We start from the raw sequence: 16,711 nt of genomic DNA on the forward strand, positions 1-16,711 counted from the left end.
ATTAGCTTGAAAACAATTTACAGTCAATAGCGATTCAAAATTATTTTTATAAATACAAATTTTATGAAATTTATTTACAAATGATATAATAGAAGAACTAATATATTTGAGGTGAAAGTATGACAAATATTGTCGATAAAATTTACAGCAAGTTACCAGTTATGTCTCAAAGTGATCAAAAAATTGCTCATGTAATTTTGGAAGATCCTGCTCACATTGTAAACATGACGATTTCTGCTTTAGCTAAAAAAGCAAATGTTAGTGATGCATCAGTTACTCGTTTTTGTCATAATCTTAGTTTAACGGGATTTCATGATTTAAAAATTCAATTAGCTCAAGCCGATGGCAATAAAAAAAGCCATTCTTTACAAGATATCGGAAAAGATAACTTACAAAGCGGCTTAAAGCAAATTGAAGATAATAAAATAGCCGAAATTGAGGCGACTTTAGGAAATGTTTCAAGTTCTGTGTTTGAAGATGTGCTAAATTTATTAACTCACAGTCGGGTAATTCAAATTAGCGCAGAAGGGGATACCTATCCTGTAGCGGCGGATGCCGTATATAAATTTAATCAAATTGGTCTTTTTGCCATGTCCTCGGGTGGAAGTGTAGAAACTGCGATTGCTCAAACGATAAATTTAACCGCTCAAGATTGCTTATTGATAATTTCAAATTCTGGCGAATCTGCAGCTTTATTGAAACAAATTAGAGTTGCCAAAGAAAATGGTATGAAAATTATTGCTTTAACTAATAGATCCGATTCTCCGATTGCTCTGGAGGCAGATTATCATTTGCAGACGTCAGCACGGCAAACGGTTCTTCAGACTCAGTATTACTTTTCTCGGGTATCTGCTTTTACAATGATCGAAGCTATATATTTAATTCTCATCTCTAAAAATGATCAAAGAATTGAGAATATTAAAAAACATGAAGCTATTATTTCTAATCAAAAGATTTAAGGATGAAAATGAATTACGAAGAATTAAAGAAAAAGTTTGAAGAAAATCAAGATCCTAAAAGAGCAACTCAAATGAAGCGTTATATGCGAAATAAGTTTGATTTTTATGGGTATCAAAGCCTCGCACGAAAGGTAATTTATCATCAAGACTTGCTGTTGGAAAAACAGCAACACACAATTGATTGGCAATTGCTTAAACAAGCTTGGCAAGATTCTCATCGCGAAATGCAATATTTTGCTTGTGACTATTTGATTGCATTAGAAAAGTATTTACAGTTTGAAGATTTGGATAAAATTCGTCAATTTGTAGAAGAAAAATCTTGGTGGGATACGATTGATAGTTTAATTAAACCTATTGGGAAATTAGGTTTACGAGATTCACGAGTTGATAAAGTGATGCTTGAGTGGTCAAGAGATTCGAATTTTTGGTTAAGACGGGTAGCTATTGAACATCAATTACTTCGTAAAAAGAATATGAATGTAAAATTACTTAATACTATCCTTGAAAATAATCTGGATCAAGAGGAGTTCTTTATCAATAAGGCGATTGGTTGGGCACTTCGGGATTATTCAAAAACAGATCCAACTTGGGTACAAGACTTTATTCAAATTCATCAAGATAATATGGCTCCACTTTCTATTAAAGAAGGAAGCAAATATCTTTAATTGCTTAGCGTCTTTTTTAGCATAATCATGTCAACTAATTGATGTCCCTCTTCAAAAATAGGGTGATCATAATTGTTTGTAAAGAAATCCTTCTTTCGATCAAAAGTTTCAAACCCCAGCTTTTGATAAAAAGGTAAAGTTAATGGGCTTTCACCAGTTCCTACCATAAGTGTAGAGTAAGTAGCTCGATAGTTGTCTTCAATAAAACTTACTAATTTTTTTGCATATCCTTGTTTTTGAAAGTGAGGATCTGTAGCTAAATTCATAATTTCGAGTTCATTATCATGCGCTAAGACAACACATTCTGCAACTGGTATATCTTTTTCAAATAAGACATACATTTTACCCTTAGCTAAGTATTCATCTATCATGTTTTCCTGTTCATCAGCTAGCAGCAATAAAGAAAGATAGGACTTTTTATTTTGGGTGATTTCTTTGATTTCCATTAATAGGCTTCCTCACGTTTTTTATGAATAATAAAAAAGCAGTCTGCAATTGCAAGCTGCTTTTAATTTTATAGAAATTATTCGTAAATTTCTTCAATATCGATGTCAACTACGTAAGCATTTGGTGCGCCGCCTTCAGCTGCGATCTTCTTTTGATAGTCATCATCTTCATGAATATGAGCAGTACCAATGATACGTACATTGGTGTGAGTAGGAACATCAGCAACTACAACTGCTGCCTTTGAACCATTCTTTAAGTTTTCATAAGCATGTGCCTTGGTCTTTTCAAGGTATTGTAAATGATTATCATCAAGAACTTTCATTGAAGCTTTAGGTCCAATTTGAGGATTACCATTTGCATCTACAGTTGAAAGGTATGCTAAATGATCCTTGAAGAAGTCTTTTTGGTGTTGGTTTAAAGTGTTTGAATCTAATTTTTTCATGAGTGAATTTTCCTTTCTTTCATCTTTGTTAAGTTAATTATACTAGCTATTTTTGCCAAAATAATTGACTTAGATCAAGAAAATAAACTTTTCTACAAATATTATATATGCTATTGGATAGAAATAGCTAATAATATGCTTTATAGATTTAACTAAAGGATGGAGCAAGAAAGAAAGGGTGTAGAATAGAAAACTGGAGTGAAGAAAAAACAGGAGGATAAAAATGAAGAAAAAAGCGATTTGGAGTATTGTTTTAGCTTTAGTTGTAGTCGGAGTATGTTTGGGAATCTTTTTCAATAAAAGACAGCAAGCTTTGCCTGTTAAACAGGATAAACAAAATGCAGTTGGTTTAAGTATTAAAAAGAATGAACATAATAATCAAAATGATAATCCAGAAAGTGAGCAGTCAAGTTCAAGTGATGAATATTCGACTGATGAATGGATGTTGATGGGATACATGGCTTATGCTCATGATAATTATGTTCAAAGTCGTCATATTAAAAATAATGCAGAGTTAGTGGACGATGTTCAAGAAGATTTAAGTGACGGGGATTTAACTGCCGACAAAAAATCTGATACTACTTACACTCTAACTAATAAATTCGGAAGTGTTGATGTGGAAGTAGAAGATGATGATGTCAAAGTTACCGGTGACGGGACGACTGTCAATTCAAAGTCTGAATTAAAGGAAAAATTTGCTTCTTATTCTGATGAAATTAAAGGGATGACTAAGAGTATCAATAATGGTGGAAATGATAATAGCACTAGGGATTCCAAGAGGGGATCTAATAGTGAAAAGAAAGCCTCTGCTTCAACCTCATCAAATGAATCTATTCCTAATTTTTCAGTTAAACAATTAGCTGTGCTCGCTGGATTTTACCGCGGTGGGGATGAAAGTTGGGTGACCGATTGTATAAACAAAACTGCAAAAACAAAAGATTTTACTGTTCTTACTGGAACCATGTGTTATGGTTATAATAAAAAAACCGGTGACTATTTTATTGATGGACATGGAGACGATACTACAATTGTAGATTTTAAGCGTGAAGGAGATATTTTAATAACTAAACATAATGATCTGACTGGAGGTAGTGTGGCTTCATCCCCAATGGTGATTAAAAAAGTACCTTTATCTAAGTTAGTAGCTAAATATTATTCAACTCCTCAACAAAAGGCAAAAGTTGATGATTTGGCCAACAAGTTATTAGATCAACAACAGTATCATGCAAAGGTAAATGCTACCAGTAAAGGAGAAAATTAATGACCAAATTTTGTCCTAACTGTGGTAAAAAATTAGATGCGGCTGCAAAATTTTGCCCTTATTGTGGTCAAAATTTGACTCATAAAAAAGAGACGTCTCAATCATCCATTTCATTGCCCACCAGGTCTTCCAAGTCTCGAACACATAACTCAAAAAAATGGTGGATTCTATTAGTTTCAGTAATTATTTTAGTTGTTGGTGGGATATTTACATATAAGTTGTATGAAAACAAGCAGCAAATTACAGCTGTAAATAAAATGCCCAAGAAAAAATTGGCAGATTTGACAATTGTATATACACATCAGCATTATAATAATCCCTCATGGAATAAAGTATATCACCAAGCTCTTCATGGAAATTTGATGGTGCAACGACATACTCATTACAACTTAAACGGTGTAAATATCGCGGCTCAAAAAGATCATTACATTTATGTAATCAACAATAAAGTAGTGTTCTCTACCAATAAAAATAAAGCAAATAGTGATTCCACACTTACTATATCTGATGGTAAAAAGGTGTTGGGAACGGTTAACCCTGTAACTGCCTATAAAGAAGTAAAAAAGAAAAATTGGAATGAATTTCAAAAAGTTGATAATAGTAAGAGCTTTAATTCTAATTTTTCTATTAGGCAACTGGCTATTTTTGCAGCATTGAGTCATTCTGCAGATATTGAACAAGACGTTAATTTTAATTATGAGAACCATACTCAAGATCTGAAGTACAAGAATGGATATTATATTTTACAACTTGGTGGCGATGGTGTGAGTCAAACTCAATTTAAGCTAAATGGCGATGAACTTATTATTAAGTATCTTGATCCAATAGGAGCAAAAGATAATGCAGATGCTCCTCAGAAAACAATCCATGTTACTATTTCAGATTTAGCTGAAAAGTATTATCAAACAAGTGAGCAAAAAGCTTATGTAGATAAGTTGGCTAAAAAACTGGTTACGCAAGGAATTTAATTAGCAAAAAAGTCTCCATTTGGAGACTTTTTGTTTACTTCAAAATACCTAGTTTTTCTTTAAGTAAGAAAATCCTTCTCACAGAATGATCTATTTGGCTAGTGCTAATTTGTCCAGTTTGAATAGCTTTTTTAATGGCAGGGATGCCAGTTTGATAATTTCCGCCTAAAAGCATATCATTGCCCGCTTTTAAAGCAAGAACATCAGCATTTGTATTATGCTTCTTAGCATATTGGGTGATGGCTCCCATTTGTAAATCGTCAGTGAGAATTAGCCCTTGATAGTTTAACTTCTTTCGTAGCAATTTATGAACTACAGGAGAAAGAGAGGCTGGAAGGTTAGGATCGAGACCTTTAATTACAATATGAGAAACCATAATACTGTCTACACCTGCTTCAATTCCGGCCTTAAAGGGAAGAAGATCCTCTTGTTCGTATTTTGTGAGAGGTTTATTGATTTGAGCAAAGCCGGTATGAGTATCAGCTGCATCTCCATAACCCGGAAAGTGCTTTAAACAACTTGCAACTCCTTGACTTTGGATAGCATCGACTGCAATCGGGATATATTTTGCAGTTACTTCATAATTTTGCCCAAGTGTTCGATCATAAATAAAACTTTGCCTATCTCGGGCTACATCTGCCACTGGAGCAAAGTTCATATTAATACCATTTTCTCGTAAAATTCTAGCGACTTTACTATCTTCTTGCTTGATTCCATTTAATCCTTTAATTTGATAAATTTCTTGAGGACTGGGATATTTTCTGGTTGAAATTTTTGAATTAGTATTAATCCGTGAAACAGTTCCTCCTTCTTGATCGGTCGCGATCAGGAGTCCGTATGAACTATTACTTTGATATGTTTGCATTTCTTGCTTGAATTGAGTCTTGGAACGATCTTTAAAGTCCGGACCAAAAAGAGTAGTTCCTCCTAAGTGATATTTAGAAATATTCGCTTTCATTTGATCAAAGTTATCTGTACTATGAGCAAAATAGAGCTGACCAATTTTTTCATCAAGAGTCATTTTATTCATCATTTGAGTAATTCTATCAGGTTTAGAAACTTTCTTCTTAGAAGATTGACTAGTCTTGGGTGATGGTCGAGATGCTTTTTTTATTTGCCGACTACAGCCAGCGAGAGCTAATCCAGCAGCTATTAATGTAATAAGTAATATCTTTTTCTTCATTAATTTATCCTCATGTATTCTGTTACTAGTGTACCGCAACAGAGTTTTGATAAAAAGGCTCTTAATTATAAAAAATGCGATAAAAGGAGAGTATTGTAATATTTAAATTGAAAAACTATACTAAAAATGTTTAAACAAAAGTTAAATAATATTTTATTTGGTTTTTGGGAGTAAGTGGAAAATGGAGGATATAGTATAAATGAATTTCTGTCCTAATTGCTGATCCTAATTCTCCAGGAGCAAAATACTTAATTAATCATCCAAGTGCTTTTTTAGATGCTTATGATTATAAAGAGACTGCTGCATCTAAACAATTAGAAGATTATGCTGAACATGATAGCGCATTGCGAAAAGTTTTTTCAGATATTGTTACTAATTACATGGAAAAGACACATCCTAAGCTGGTATCCACAGCTGAAGATCTAAAAATGGTGATAAGGTAAAAATTATCCTTCCTTCTAACAATATTTCTAAAAAGTATGGAATTAATACCACTCCTCGAATTGTAACAATTGAAAGAATGAAAGAATCTGAGGATTAGCATTGAATTTGATTATTTGAATAAATTTAAAAAGTTCTCTATCTAATTACATCGATTTTGAGGTGATTAGAAGGAAATTTTTATCAAAAATAGTAATATTTGCACAAAAGTCCAGCTTCTTAGTGAAAAATTAACTATTTTTATATAAAATTTAAATTTAGTGTTTTTTTATCTGGATCTATAGCTTAAAATGGTGTGGAGACATATATATGGAGGAGAATGAAATGAAAGCATGTCCAAATTGTGGTTCTAAAATGGACCAAGATGTAAATTTTTGTACTAATTGTGGTACTGATTTAAGAAATGTACCATTAGATTCTGAAGTGGAAAAGGCGCAATCGGTTTCTACTCAAGATGCACCTCAACAAAATGATCAACAAACTGTTTCCACTGATGGAAATGTTGGGCATAATCAATCTAGTTCCACCAATGATACAGGTATTAATCCTAATACTCAGAATACTCAAAATACTCAAAAAATTGCTGATTCTAATTCAAATAGCAATCAACAACCTCTTGGTGCTCAAATGAGACAACATATTACTCAAAACGTTCAAAATTTTGATGCTCATAATATGTGGCAATGGTTTGTAAATTCTTGGAAACATCCTTTTGCGGATCAGCAAGGTGAAAGATGGTATGGTTGGGTCACCTTATTGGTAGAAGATATTTTAATTGGTCTAGGGATGTTTATTGGGGAGCAAAGAGTAGCTGGTGCCGCTGATTCTATGCTTGGTGGTACAAACTTTATGAGTTCATCAGCCAATTTTACTTTTGGTACAGCTATCGAAATTATTTTCTTTATTGCATTAGCTGAAGCTATTGTTATTTTGGCTGCTCATTTATCTTATAAAGTTATTTATGGCAAAAGTAAAGACTTTATGGAATTTACTAATCATATTGTGCATACCAGCAATTTAGCTGCAATCTTTATAGTGGTTTATTTCCTCTTTATGTTAATTATGGGACCTGCAGGTATTGCCGTATCTGTTTTGATGCTATGGTTAGCTGTAAGTGTGTTTGAACTTGCTTTAATGGTAGTAGTTCTCGGTGATCCTAATCCTGTACATGATAAGTTTTATGGATTTTTGTTATTCATGGTATTACAAGCTGTTGCGGGCTTAATCTTTGTTTCTATTATGGGCGCTACACTTATTTCTCAAATCGGATCTTCGATTCCAGGACTATAAAGAGGGGGAGAGATCGTGGAAAAAGCGAAAAAATTTTGCCCAAACTGTGGTGCTGAATTAAAATCTGATGCTGACTTTTGTCCAAATTGTGGCTTTAAACTTAGTAAGAAAGCTGATAAACAAAGTCAAGTTCCAAAAACTGAAAAGAAAGATGCACCTATATCGGCTAGTGAAAAGAAACAAGAAATTCCAGAATCTCCTAAGAGGTCGAAAGCGCAAGTGTTTTGCCCAAATTGTGGTCATCCTTTAAAGCCAGGTGCAGAATTTTGTCCAAACTGTGGGTATAACGTGAGGACAAAGCAAACTCCACAAAAAGAAAATTCTACTCAGCCTACTCCATCGAGAAGTACACAACCGCGACCACATAAGCCACTTTCCAAGAAAACTAAAATTATTATTTCAACTGTAAGTGCACCATTCGTGGTATTTATCATCTTCTATGCTTGGGGAACTCACCATTACAGTAAAAATAACCAGATTGATAAAATTACTGAAACCTTACGAAATCCTAAAGAAGATATGTCCAAATATGTAGTTCCGGATACTCCTGCAATGAAAGTGACGGCTGAGACAGTTAAGCCACTTCAGAACTATTATCAAGAACACCAAACTTCAGTTACTAAAATGAATCAAAATTTGAAGGATGGAATTGATCCAAATTCGGATATCTCTTTAGTTAAAAATGGACACTACTTGTTGTTTTTCCCTAAATATCAATTACAAGTTAAGACTTATCAACCTCAAGTAGAAACCAATCACGGTGATTCATCAGTTACCATGAATGGCAAGAGCATTGGAAAACTAAGTGGAGACAATGGTAAGTACTATAAGAAATTAAGTCTCGTATTTCCAGGTAAGTATCATTTTGCGGTTAACTCCAAGGTTGAAGGGAGATCTTTATCAGCAACTTCAACTAGCAATATTTGGGCAAATAAGACCTTAAATATGGATATTGAAACTCAAACTTTTAGTGTGAAGAGTGTTCCAAATGGTGAAGTATATATTAATGATAAAAAAGTTGGTACGCTGGATAACGATGGAGAGATAACGTTTAAATCTTATCCAATTACTCGTAATATGGCACTTTATGTTCTTTATAATGGTACCAAGTCTGAACTTGTAACTGATATGTCTGATTCATTTGGTGATTTCACCAGCGAAGGTGACGAGGATGACGATTACACTGATGATGCAAGTAATGAAAACAGTGCCGATGTTACTAAACAAGACGGTTCTTATGTGGTTACTCCTAAATGGAAGGGCCTAATTTCAAAAGATGATGCCAATGATTTGTTGAGTGATGCTTATGAAGATCCAAATGATGATAAATTTGTGAATGGTTCTGACAATAAGTGGTACGGTCAAATCAAACAACAAAATGATCGTTGGGATAAATCAGATGAGATTAACAGTTATGATACAGATGTTTCTATTGAATCTATCTATCCTGCTAAAGGTAATCAAAGCAAGGTTAACTATAAGGTTACCTATACTTTGAATTATGATGATTACACTAAGAAACAAATTGTTGAATATACGGGGGGAATCTTACAAAAAGATGGGGACGATTATCTTATTAAAACTATAGGTGATGGTAAGTTAATCAGTTCTCATAATGAAGATTCTGACGATTAATATCTATAAAACTACTGCTAGGTCAACGAGGTTAGCAGTAGTTTTTTCTTGGATAAATAGATAAGAAGGGGAGGAAAAATGGATAAGAATCATAAAACCGATCCACAATTTAAAGATACAATTATTGTGATGACTGAAAATGGTGCACCAGCTTATTTGTATAATGCACAAGGTCAACAACAGAATAAGACTGAAAAAAACGGTACAAAGTTGACAGTTTTTGAAGTCAAAAAAATTAATGGGAGGACCTTTTATCGAGTGGGAGATCAAAGTTCTTGGATTTTAAAATCGGATACTAATTACGGCCACATTGATGAAAGAATAGCACCTAAAAATAAACAAATAATTCAGCCAACTTCAGCAAATAAATCTCAATTCATGAAAATGAGTGTTGGAATGAAAATTTTGATAGCTTGTTTTGCTGTAGTGGGAATTATTATTTTGACAGGAATTGGCTATGAAGTGATTAAAATGGTAAATGCGCCAACTAATTCCACCGTTCAAACGTCAAATTCTTCTTTAAAAGAGCGAGCAGCAAAGTTGACTATTAAACAACTTTTAGCGCTTAGTTTAATTTATGCAAATCGCAACGATGATTCTAAGTTAGATAGCAATTGGCAGAGTGTTTATGACGATGTAAGCAATAACAATTATAATATTGGACGTTTTCCACGTTATACTTTTGGGAATGCGACAGTTACCGCAAAAGGTAAGAATTATATTTATGTTTTTGAAAAAGGCATCGGCATTGGTTATCAAGATAAAAAAGGGCAAAGATTGGTTTCGTTTTTTGACAAGGATATGAGTGATCCAGTTCGCGTCTATGATTATCAAATGTTAGAGGATGTAAATAACATGTCTAAAGTTAAGAAATTAGCTAATAAAATAACTTTCACGGATGAATCTGAAAATTAATATTCCCTAGGTCAATTAACCCCATTTATTGGGGCTTTTTTATTGTTATTAAGATGTCTTTTCGTAGTAGAATAGACCTTGAAAGTGTAGAAATAATAGATCTGGAGTAAGAATGAATACTAAAAAACAAAAAACATTATTAACAAGTTTAATCGTTGTTGTATTAATTTTATTGGTGATATTTTTGGGACTTTTTTATTTTAATCATCAAGATCATAAAGTGGTTGTAACTCATAAAAACTCATTAAGTAAAATATCATCTAAAAATAATCCTGTGGCAGATTTAACTATTAAGGAAGCTACGGGGTTAGCCATTGAATACGCTCACTTGAAATATAGTAATAATCAAAATTGGAATGAAATTTATCAAAATTCACTAGTAGGAACTCTTGAAGTTGATCGCTACCAAGAATATAAATTTGAGAATTATACTGTTCAGCCTGAAAATTCTCAATCTCTATACATTATAAATAAAGAAGGGGCTTTGACGTTTAGTAATGATAAGCGTCCAGGCCAAGGAAGTGTAACATTTGGCGATACTCAACAAGAATTGGGGCATGTTAATTTGCAGGCAGTTTATACTACTGTTAAAAAGCAAGGAAAACTGTCAATTGCAAAAAAGATTAGTGAAAATATGAATCTTGAGACTCAAATGGCTACCCAAAGTGAAAAGCAGAGTAGTTCTCAAGCACAGCAATCTTTGCGATCTCATGCTTCAAGAGAACAGAGCAAACCAAACAATGATAACGGAAATCTTCAACCTATTTCTATTTCATCGAAATTACAAGGAACTTGGTATGCGGCTGGATTATTTGCTTCAAAACTAGGTGATAGAGTTCAAATTACCAATAATGCTGTTGATGGAAAGACTATTTATAAAGTTAAAAAGATGCCTAATAGTGAAAAAGGATTAAACGAATTTCGCAAAAAGTATTATGGTAAGTTAATTGGCGAAAGTACCCCGGATGGGGTGAGTTATATTCCTGCACAAAATTATGGAATTGATACTCAAAATTACAGTGTAGATACTATTGATGGAGTTCAATACTTAATGAGTGGATCTACAGGACCCGCAGGAATTTTCTTTAAAAATCCAACCGATGCGGCGCGCTTCACTAATAAATATAAAAACCACAACGATGAACTAATGAAGAAGTTAGGAATGTAAAAAATAATGAAGTATTGTCCAAAATGCGGAACTAAAGTAGGTCAAAATGATAAATATTGTAATCATTGTGGAGCTAATTTAAAAAATAGTTCAATTAGAAAATTAGCTTCTAATAACCATGAAACAAATAAGAATAGGAAAACTCGGCGAAATTGTTTAATCATTGCGGCAGGAACAATTTTGTTAGCAGCAGGTGGGGTGGTGTTTTTTACTCTCCAAACGCAAAGTAGCAATCAGGCTAGTTCATCGGCCCTGATTAGTAATAAAAATAGAGCTAAAACAACTGAAAATGTTAGGTATGCTCATCATAGAAATATATCCTCTAAAGAAGCGGCAGCTTTTACAATTGCATATGCTCATATAAAATTTTCTGATGATCCAGCATGGAACAATGTATTTAATAATGCAGAAAATGAAGGTTTAACCATTGCATCCTATCCTCAATATGATTTTGGAAATTACGAAGTCAAAGCGCCTAGCGCTGGAACAGTTTATGTCCTAAGTCCTGCTGTAGGATATGTGGTATCGGATAAGACCAACCCTGAAAATGCCAGAATAACTTTTATTAATAGTAGAAAAGGGGCTAGCCAAGCAATTGAATTTCAAGATTTAGCTAAAAAAGTTGTTCATAGTGTCTATAAAAGAGATGCTCAAAAAATTAGTAAAAAGATAAACTTATAAAAAAACAACTTTTGGTATAAATATTATCTGCGAAAGAATTTTAATGCTAGAATAGTGAGTGATGTATTGAGAATAGAGGGTTTTAAAAATTGAAGATAAATAAATTACTTACTAAATTCACAGTAGCTACTCTAGCAAGTGGGCTACTTTTATCAGCTCCTTTAGCTAGTTCTGCTCCTACTTATGCAGCTAGTAAAAAAGTAAAAAAGACATCTAATAAAAAGAAGACTACGTTGCGACAATATGCAAAGAATACCATGGCAAAATATCATTTGCGTGGAAGTATGATTGTAGTTAAAGATGGGAAAGCTCAACAAGTAAGTTATGGCTATGGATATTATCGACGTCGAATTGGAGCAGGAAGTAGCAAATTAGTATATCCATTAGGATCTTTACAAAAATCAATAACAGCTACCATGATTACTCAACTAATTTATAAAGGAAAATTTAGTCAAAATACTAAAATTTCTCGTTGGTATCCCAATTTAAAGAATGCATCCCGGATTAGCGTAGGGAACTTAATGACTCATACTTCAGGAATCACAGTGATAGGAACTGAAGTGAATAATGGAATTAACTTCTCTGAAAATGGAGCTTTAAATTGGATTATTAATAAGATAAATTCTCAATCGGAGCAGCGTCCTGGTAAATTTAATTATAATAATGCTAATTATATTTTGTTGGCTGGCATTATTAGAAAGACCACGGGAAAGTCATATGCTTCTAATTTAAAGAGTAGAATAATTAAACCTCTTAATTTGAAGCAAACTTACATGTATAATCAAATACCTAAGGGTAAGACAGATGCTATTTCGTATACTTATCGTTATGGAAGAAATTATCAGGACCCACAATATGCACCACAGGGGCTTACAACTCAATTATTAGGAGCGGGTGATGTATTTTCAAGTCCTAAGGATTATTACAAGATTTTAGTTGGGATGCAAAATGGTAAGATCCTGACTAAAAAGCAATTTAAGTACATGACCCATTTAAAGGCTAAAGCAAAAGATACCACTTATTCTGGTGGACTTTATATGAGACGTGGAGGTAAACTTGAAATGGCGTATGGCAATTTTGGAGATACTCATTTTGCCAATTGGATTCAACTTACCTCTGATAATCAAAATGGAATAGTTATGTTCTTGAATCAAACTCAAGATAAGAATAAAAATAAAGATGCAGGTTATCGGATTCTAAAGAAAATTAAGTCTAATACTTTTGTAAATAGATAATTTTTACACCGAAGCACAAACTTTTTCAAGTATTGATGCTTCGGTATTTCTTTTGTAATTTTTTTGTAAAACTGGAATGCTAAAATGATTTTGTATCAAGTAAAGATAGAGGAATTTATAAGGTAATGAGTTCTAAACAAAATCATAAAATCATAAAAATTGCAATTGCTGCACTCGCTTTAGGAGTGGGTGCGCCTGTGGTTGCTAATCAAACAAGTAATCAAGTTTTCGCTGCAAGTGCACCTTATGATACAAATGAGATGCGTAGTTTTGTCAGAAACACTTTAGCTCAAAATAAGGTGCGAGGGACTGTAGTAGTAATTAAAGATGGACATGCTCAACAAATTAGTTATGGATATGGCTATTATGGACGCCGATTAGGCGCAGGTAATACTAAAGTAGTCTATCCTGTGTGTTCTCTTCAAAAGGTAATTACTGGGGCGATTATTACTCAACTTATTTCTGAGGGGAAATTTAATCAAGACACCAAGATTTCTCGTTGGTATCCAAATTTAAAGAATGCAGATAAAATTACGGTTGGTAATTTGCTTACTCATACTTCAGGGCTGTTAGCTACAGGAACTGAAGTGAATCAAGGGATTAATTATTCTGAAGGGGATGCGATTAATTGGGTAATTAACCGGGTAAATCAACTTCGAGAAGGAAATCCTGGTAACTTTTATTACAATAATACTAACTATATTTTACTAGCTGGTATTATTCGTCAAGTAACTAATCAATCTTATGAAGCTAATGTTAAAAGCCGAATTATTAATAAATTAGGATTGAAGAGAACTTTCTTTTATCCTGATATCCCAAAAAGTAAAACCGATGCAATTTCTTATACTTGGAGAAATAAGAATTACCAAAATGCTCAATATGTGAAGCGTTCTCTTGCTTCTCAACTCCCGGGTGCGGGTAACTTGTTCTCTACACCAATGGATTATTACCGTATTCAGGTTGCTTTAACTGATGGTAGAATCCTAACGAAGGACCAGTTTAATTATTTAACCCATCTTCAATCACGAGTAACTTCCTATTCCGGTGGGGTTTACCTGAAAAATAATGATAATTTGAAGATGGCCTATGGTAACTTATATGGGACTCATTTTGGAAATTGGTTCCAAATGACAACTGATAATCAAAATGGCTTGATTATGTTTTTAAATCAAACTCAAAATAATGAGGATCAGAATAAAGCTATTGGTTACCAAATTTTAAATCATATTAAAGCTAATACCTTTACAGAAAAATAAAAATGATAGACAAAAAAGGCGAGTGTAGAACTCGTCTTTTTGTATAGGTGAAATTTACTTAGCTTTAATATAGTTAATACCATCAGCCGCAGGTGCGACAGACTTTCCTAAGAAAGCTACAAGAACAATAATGGTAATTACATATGGAGCGATTTGCATGTAAACAGCTGGAATTTTAGAAATGACCGGTAATTGATTGCCGATAATACTTAAACTTTGAGCAAAGCCAAAGAATAATGAAGAAAGCATGGCACCAATTGGATTCCATTTACCAAAAATTACTGCAGCTAAAGCCATAAATCCTTGACCAACAATAGTTGAAACAGAAAAGTTGCCAGAGATGGCTTCAGCGAATACAGCGCCTCCAATTCCTCCTAAGAATCCGGAAATTAGTACGCCAGCATAGCGCATTTTATAAACATTTACACCCATGGTGTCTGCTGCCTGAGGATTTTCACCAGCTGAACGTAAGCGTAGCCCAAAGCGCGTTTTATAAAGGATAAAAGATAAAAGAATAGCTAAGACAATCGCAACGTATGCTGGGAGAGAGGTGTTTTTAAAAAATATGTTACCAACAATAGGAATATTAGCCAATCCAGGGAAAGAAAAGTAACCAAAGTTGGCAGTAATATTTTCAGTTTGACCTTTTTCATAGATAGCTTTCACTAAAAATACAGCTAAAGGAGGAGCCATTAAATTCAATACAGTTCCACTGATAATATGATCGGCATGAAAATTAATAGTAGCCACAGCATGTAAAAGTGAGAATACTAGGCCAACAATTCCCCCAACTAAAGCGCCCAGCCAAGGGGTTGCTTTTCCGAAAGTGGAAGCGAAAGTTAAATTAAATACGATTGCGCTAAAAGCTCCCATCGTCATGATACCTTCAAGCCCAATATTAACAATTCCTGAATTTTCGCTATAAACTCCACCCAAAGATGTAAAAATTAAAGGAGCTGAATAGACGAGAGTTGATGAAATAATTAAAGCTAAAATTGTAGTTAAATCCATTAATTTTCTACCTCACTTCTAGGAATCTTAATGTCAGGACCATCGACAGCATTGTTAGGACCGATTTCTTCACCTTTTTTAAGAGGATGACTTTCAGAACTTTTCTTTACTTTAAATAAAAGTCCCACAACATAATTAATTGCGACAAAGAAGATAATAGCGGCAATTACAATTGAAACGATTTCGTAAGGAATTCCAGCAGCTGTTTGCATTCCAAGACCACCAATTTTTAAAATGGAGAAAAGGAGAGCTGCGATCAAAATTCCCCAGGCAGTTCCGCTTCCAAGTAAAGATACTGATAAACCATCCCAACCAATATCTACACTAGTGGTTTGAGTAAAGTAATTTTGATAAGTTCCCAGACCTTGAACAACACCGCCCATTCCGGCAAATGCACCAGATAACAGCATCGAAGTAATAATATTCTTCTTAGTGGACATTCCGGCATAACGACTTGCAAATGGATTAAGACCAACAGCTTTAATTTCAAATCCTAAAGTGGTTTTTTTCATTAAAAACCAGAAACTGACTAAAGCAATTAGGGCTAAGAAGATACCGCCATTAATTCTAGAACTTCCAAAAAGTTCACTGAGCCAATTAATATGTAGGCTTCCGTTTTCGGAAATAGTTTTAGTAGTATCGGTATCAATCCGAAAACTTTGGGGCATGATTTGTTGCATTAAATATTGGCATGAGTAAAGCACAATATAGTTAAGCATAATGGTAGTAATTACTTCATTAGTACCAAAATAAGCTCTTAAATATCCGGCAATTCCAGCAATAACCGCACCAGCAAATGCACCAGCAATAATTGCTAAAGGAAGAAGAATTATTTTTGGCAGGTGAGGATTTGCTAGCACTATCCAGATAGAAGTCAGCCAGCCAGCTTGAGCTTGTCCCGGCAACCCAATGTTGAAGAAGCCAGCAGTTGAAGCAATTGAAAAACCAATCGCAGTAAAAATTAGCGGAGTGGCTTCTCTAATCGTTTCACCAATTCCATTCATATTTCCCAAAGCACTTTCGAACATAGAGCTATAAGCTTGAATAGGATTATAACTCCAGATCATCATAATGATCGCACCGACCAAAAAACCGGCAATAACTGAAGTGATCGGTACTAAAATTTTTTTAGTTTTTTCACTTACACGAATCAT

Annotated in this window: 16 protein-coding genes; 11 read left to right on the forward strand and 5 right to left on the reverse strand. The window is 33.7% G+C overall.

Annotated elements, in window-relative coordinates:
* The first annotated feature begins 119 nt into the window (after positions 1-119).
* Positions 120-959, forward strand: a complete 840-nt coding sequence (locus KBW87_RS08710; RefSeq protein ID WP_057811532.1) for a MurR/RpiR family transcriptional regulator — start codon at positions 120-122, stop codon at positions 957-959.
* 8 nt (positions 960-967) lie between these two features.
* A complete protein-coding gene (locus tag KBW87_RS08715) occupies positions 968-1,624 on the forward strand; it encodes a DNA alkylation repair protein (protein WP_057811549.1) in 657 nt (218 codons plus the stop codon).
* On the opposite strand, the gene KBW87_RS08720 is transcribed toward KBW87_RS08715, so the two are convergent.
* Both KBW87_RS08720 and KBW87_RS08725 read right to left on the reverse strand, forming a co-directional pair.
* Complete coding sequence (locus tag KBW87_RS08720; RefSeq protein WP_057811530.1) at positions 1,621-2,070, reverse strand: GNAT family N-acetyltransferase; 450 nt, start codon at positions 2,068-2,070, stop codon at positions 1,621-1,623. The two genes, KBW87_RS08715 and KBW87_RS08720, sit on opposite strands and share 4 nt — an antisense overlap.
* 77 nt (positions 2,071-2,147) lie before the next feature.
* Positions 2,148-2,513, reverse strand: coding sequence for a pyridoxamine 5'-phosphate oxidase family protein (locus KBW87_RS08725; RefSeq protein WP_057811528.1), 366 nt, complete (start codon positions 2,511-2,513; stop codon positions 2,148-2,150).
* Between the two features lie 223 nt (positions 2,514-2,736).
* On the opposite strand from KBW87_RS08725, the gene KBW87_RS08730 reads away from it, so the two are divergent.
* Together KBW87_RS08730 and KBW87_RS08735 are read left to right on the forward strand one after the other, a co-directional pair.
* A complete protein-coding gene (locus KBW87_RS08730) occupies positions 2,737-3,774 on the forward strand; it encodes an Lreu_0056 family protein (protein ID WP_057811524.1) in 1,038 nt (345 codons plus the stop codon).
* Positions 3,774-4,742, forward strand: a complete 969-nt coding sequence (locus tag KBW87_RS08735; protein WP_057811523.1) for an Lreu_0056 family protein — start codon at positions 3,774-3,776, stop codon at positions 4,740-4,742. Before KBW87_RS08730 ends, KBW87_RS08735 begins: the two co-directional genes overlap by 1 nt.
* Before the next feature lie 34 nt (positions 4,743-4,776).
* On the opposite strand, the gene KBW87_RS08740 is transcribed toward KBW87_RS08735, so the two are convergent.
* Complete coding sequence (locus tag KBW87_RS08740) at positions 4,777-5,925, reverse strand: glycoside hydrolase family 3 protein (RefSeq protein ID WP_057811521.1); 1,149 nt, start codon at positions 5,923-5,925, stop codon at positions 4,777-4,779.
* Between the two features lie 765 nt (positions 5,926-6,690).
* On the opposite strand from KBW87_RS08740, the gene KBW87_RS08745 reads away from it, so the two are divergent.
* The 7 genes from KBW87_RS08745 to KBW87_RS08775 all read left to right on the forward strand — a co-directional run bounded on the left by KBW87_RS08745 (position 6,691) and on the right by KBW87_RS08775 (position 14,546).
* Positions 6,691-7,656, forward strand: coding sequence for a zinc ribbon domain-containing protein (locus tag KBW87_RS08745; RefSeq protein WP_057811519.1), 966 nt, complete (start codon positions 6,691-6,693; stop codon positions 7,654-7,656).
* Positions 7,657-7,671: 15 nt separating this feature from the next.
* Positions 7,672-9,291 (forward strand): zinc-ribbon domain-containing protein, encoded by a 1,620-nt coding sequence (locus tag KBW87_RS08750; RefSeq protein WP_057811518.1) that lies wholly within the window; start codon positions 7,672-7,674, stop codon positions 9,289-9,291.
* Positions 9,292-9,369: 78 nt separating this feature from the next.
* Complete coding sequence (locus tag KBW87_RS08755) at positions 9,370-10,206, forward strand: SLAP domain-containing protein (protein WP_057811515.1); 837 nt, start codon at positions 9,370-9,372, stop codon at positions 10,204-10,206.
* Between the two features lie 112 nt (positions 10,207-10,318).
* Positions 10,319-11,374, forward strand: a complete 1,056-nt coding sequence (locus tag KBW87_RS08760; protein ID WP_057811513.1) for a hypothetical protein — start codon at positions 10,319-10,321, stop codon at positions 11,372-11,374.
* A 6-nt stretch (positions 11,375-11,380) separates the two neighbouring features.
* Positions 11,381-12,055, forward strand: a complete 675-nt coding sequence (locus KBW87_RS08765; protein WP_057811510.1) for a zinc-ribbon domain-containing protein — start codon at positions 11,381-11,383, stop codon at positions 12,053-12,055.
* 95 nt (positions 12,056-12,150) lie between these two features.
* Entirely contained in the window at positions 12,151-13,290 is a 1,140-nt protein-coding gene (locus KBW87_RS08770) for a serine hydrolase domain-containing protein (RefSeq protein ID WP_083478894.1), read from the forward strand.
* 125 nt (positions 13,291-13,415) lie between these two features.
* Positions 13,416-14,546: a serine hydrolase domain-containing protein gene (locus KBW87_RS08775; RefSeq protein ID WP_057811508.1), complete on the forward strand. Its 1,131-nt coding sequence runs from the start codon at positions 13,416-13,418 to the stop codon at positions 14,544-14,546.
* Between the two features lie 54 nt (positions 14,547-14,600).
* Here KBW87_RS08775 and KBW87_RS08780 read toward each other — a convergent pair whose 3' ends face one another.
* Positions 14,601-15,557, reverse strand: coding sequence for an ABC transporter permease (locus KBW87_RS08780; protein WP_057811506.1), 957 nt, complete (start codon positions 15,555-15,557; stop codon positions 14,601-14,603).
* A complete protein-coding gene (locus KBW87_RS08785) occupies positions 15,557-16,711 on the reverse strand; it encodes an ABC transporter permease (protein ID WP_057811504.1) in 1,155 nt (384 codons plus the stop codon). The genes KBW87_RS08780 and KBW87_RS08785 overlap by 1 nt, the downstream gene beginning before the upstream one ends.

Source organism: Lactobacillus intestinalis (assembly GCF_024397795.1).
Classification (GTDB): domain Bacteria; phylum Bacillota; class Bacilli; order Lactobacillales; family Lactobacillaceae; genus Lactobacillus; species Lactobacillus intestinalis.

Coding starts and splice junctions, on each gene's coding strand:
- KBW87_RS08710 (WP_057811532.1), top strand. CDS start 120: ATGACAAATATTGTCGATAAAATTTACAGCAAGTTACCAGTTATGTCT.
- KBW87_RS08715 (WP_057811549.1), top strand. CDS start 968: ATGAATTACGAAGAATTAAAGAAAAAGTTTGAAGAAAATCAAGATCCT.
- KBW87_RS08720 (WP_057811530.1), bottom strand. CDS start 2,070: ATGGAAATCAAAGAAATCACCCAAAATAAAAAGTCCTATCTTTCTTTA.
- KBW87_RS08725 (WP_057811528.1), bottom strand. CDS start 2,513: ATGAAAAAATTAGATTCAAACACTTTAAACCAACACCAAAAAGACTTC.
- KBW87_RS08730 (WP_057811524.1), top strand. CDS start 2,737: ATGAAGAAAAAAGCGATTTGGAGTATTGTTTTAGCTTTAGTTGTAGTC.
- KBW87_RS08735 (WP_057811523.1), top strand. CDS start 3,774: ATGACCAAATTTTGTCCTAACTGTGGTAAAAAATTAGATGCGGCTGCA.
- KBW87_RS08740 (WP_057811521.1), bottom strand. CDS start 5,925: ATGAAGAAAAAGATATTACTTATTACATTAATAGCTGCTGGATTAGCT.
- KBW87_RS08745 (WP_057811519.1), top strand. CDS start 6,691: ATGAAAGCATGTCCAAATTGTGGTTCTAAAATGGACCAAGATGTAAAT.
- KBW87_RS08755 (WP_057811515.1), top strand. CDS start 9,370: ATGGATAAGAATCATAAAACCGATCCACAATTTAAAGATACAATTATT.
- KBW87_RS08760 (WP_057811513.1), top strand. CDS start 10,319: ATGAATACTAAAAAACAAAAAACATTATTAACAAGTTTAATCGTTGTT.
- KBW87_RS08765 (WP_057811510.1), top strand. CDS start 11,381: ATGAAGTATTGTCCAAAATGCGGAACTAAAGTAGGTCAAAATGATAAA.
- KBW87_RS08775 (WP_057811508.1), top strand. CDS start 13,416: ATGAGTTCTAAACAAAATCATAAAATCATAAAAATTGCAATTGCTGCA.
- KBW87_RS08780 (WP_057811506.1), bottom strand. CDS start 15,557: ATGGATTTAACTACAATTTTAGCTTTAATTATTTCATCAACTCTCGTC.
- KBW87_RS08785 (WP_057811504.1), bottom strand. CDS start 16,711: ATGATTCGTGTAAGTGAAAAAACTAAAAAAATTTTAGTACCGATCACT.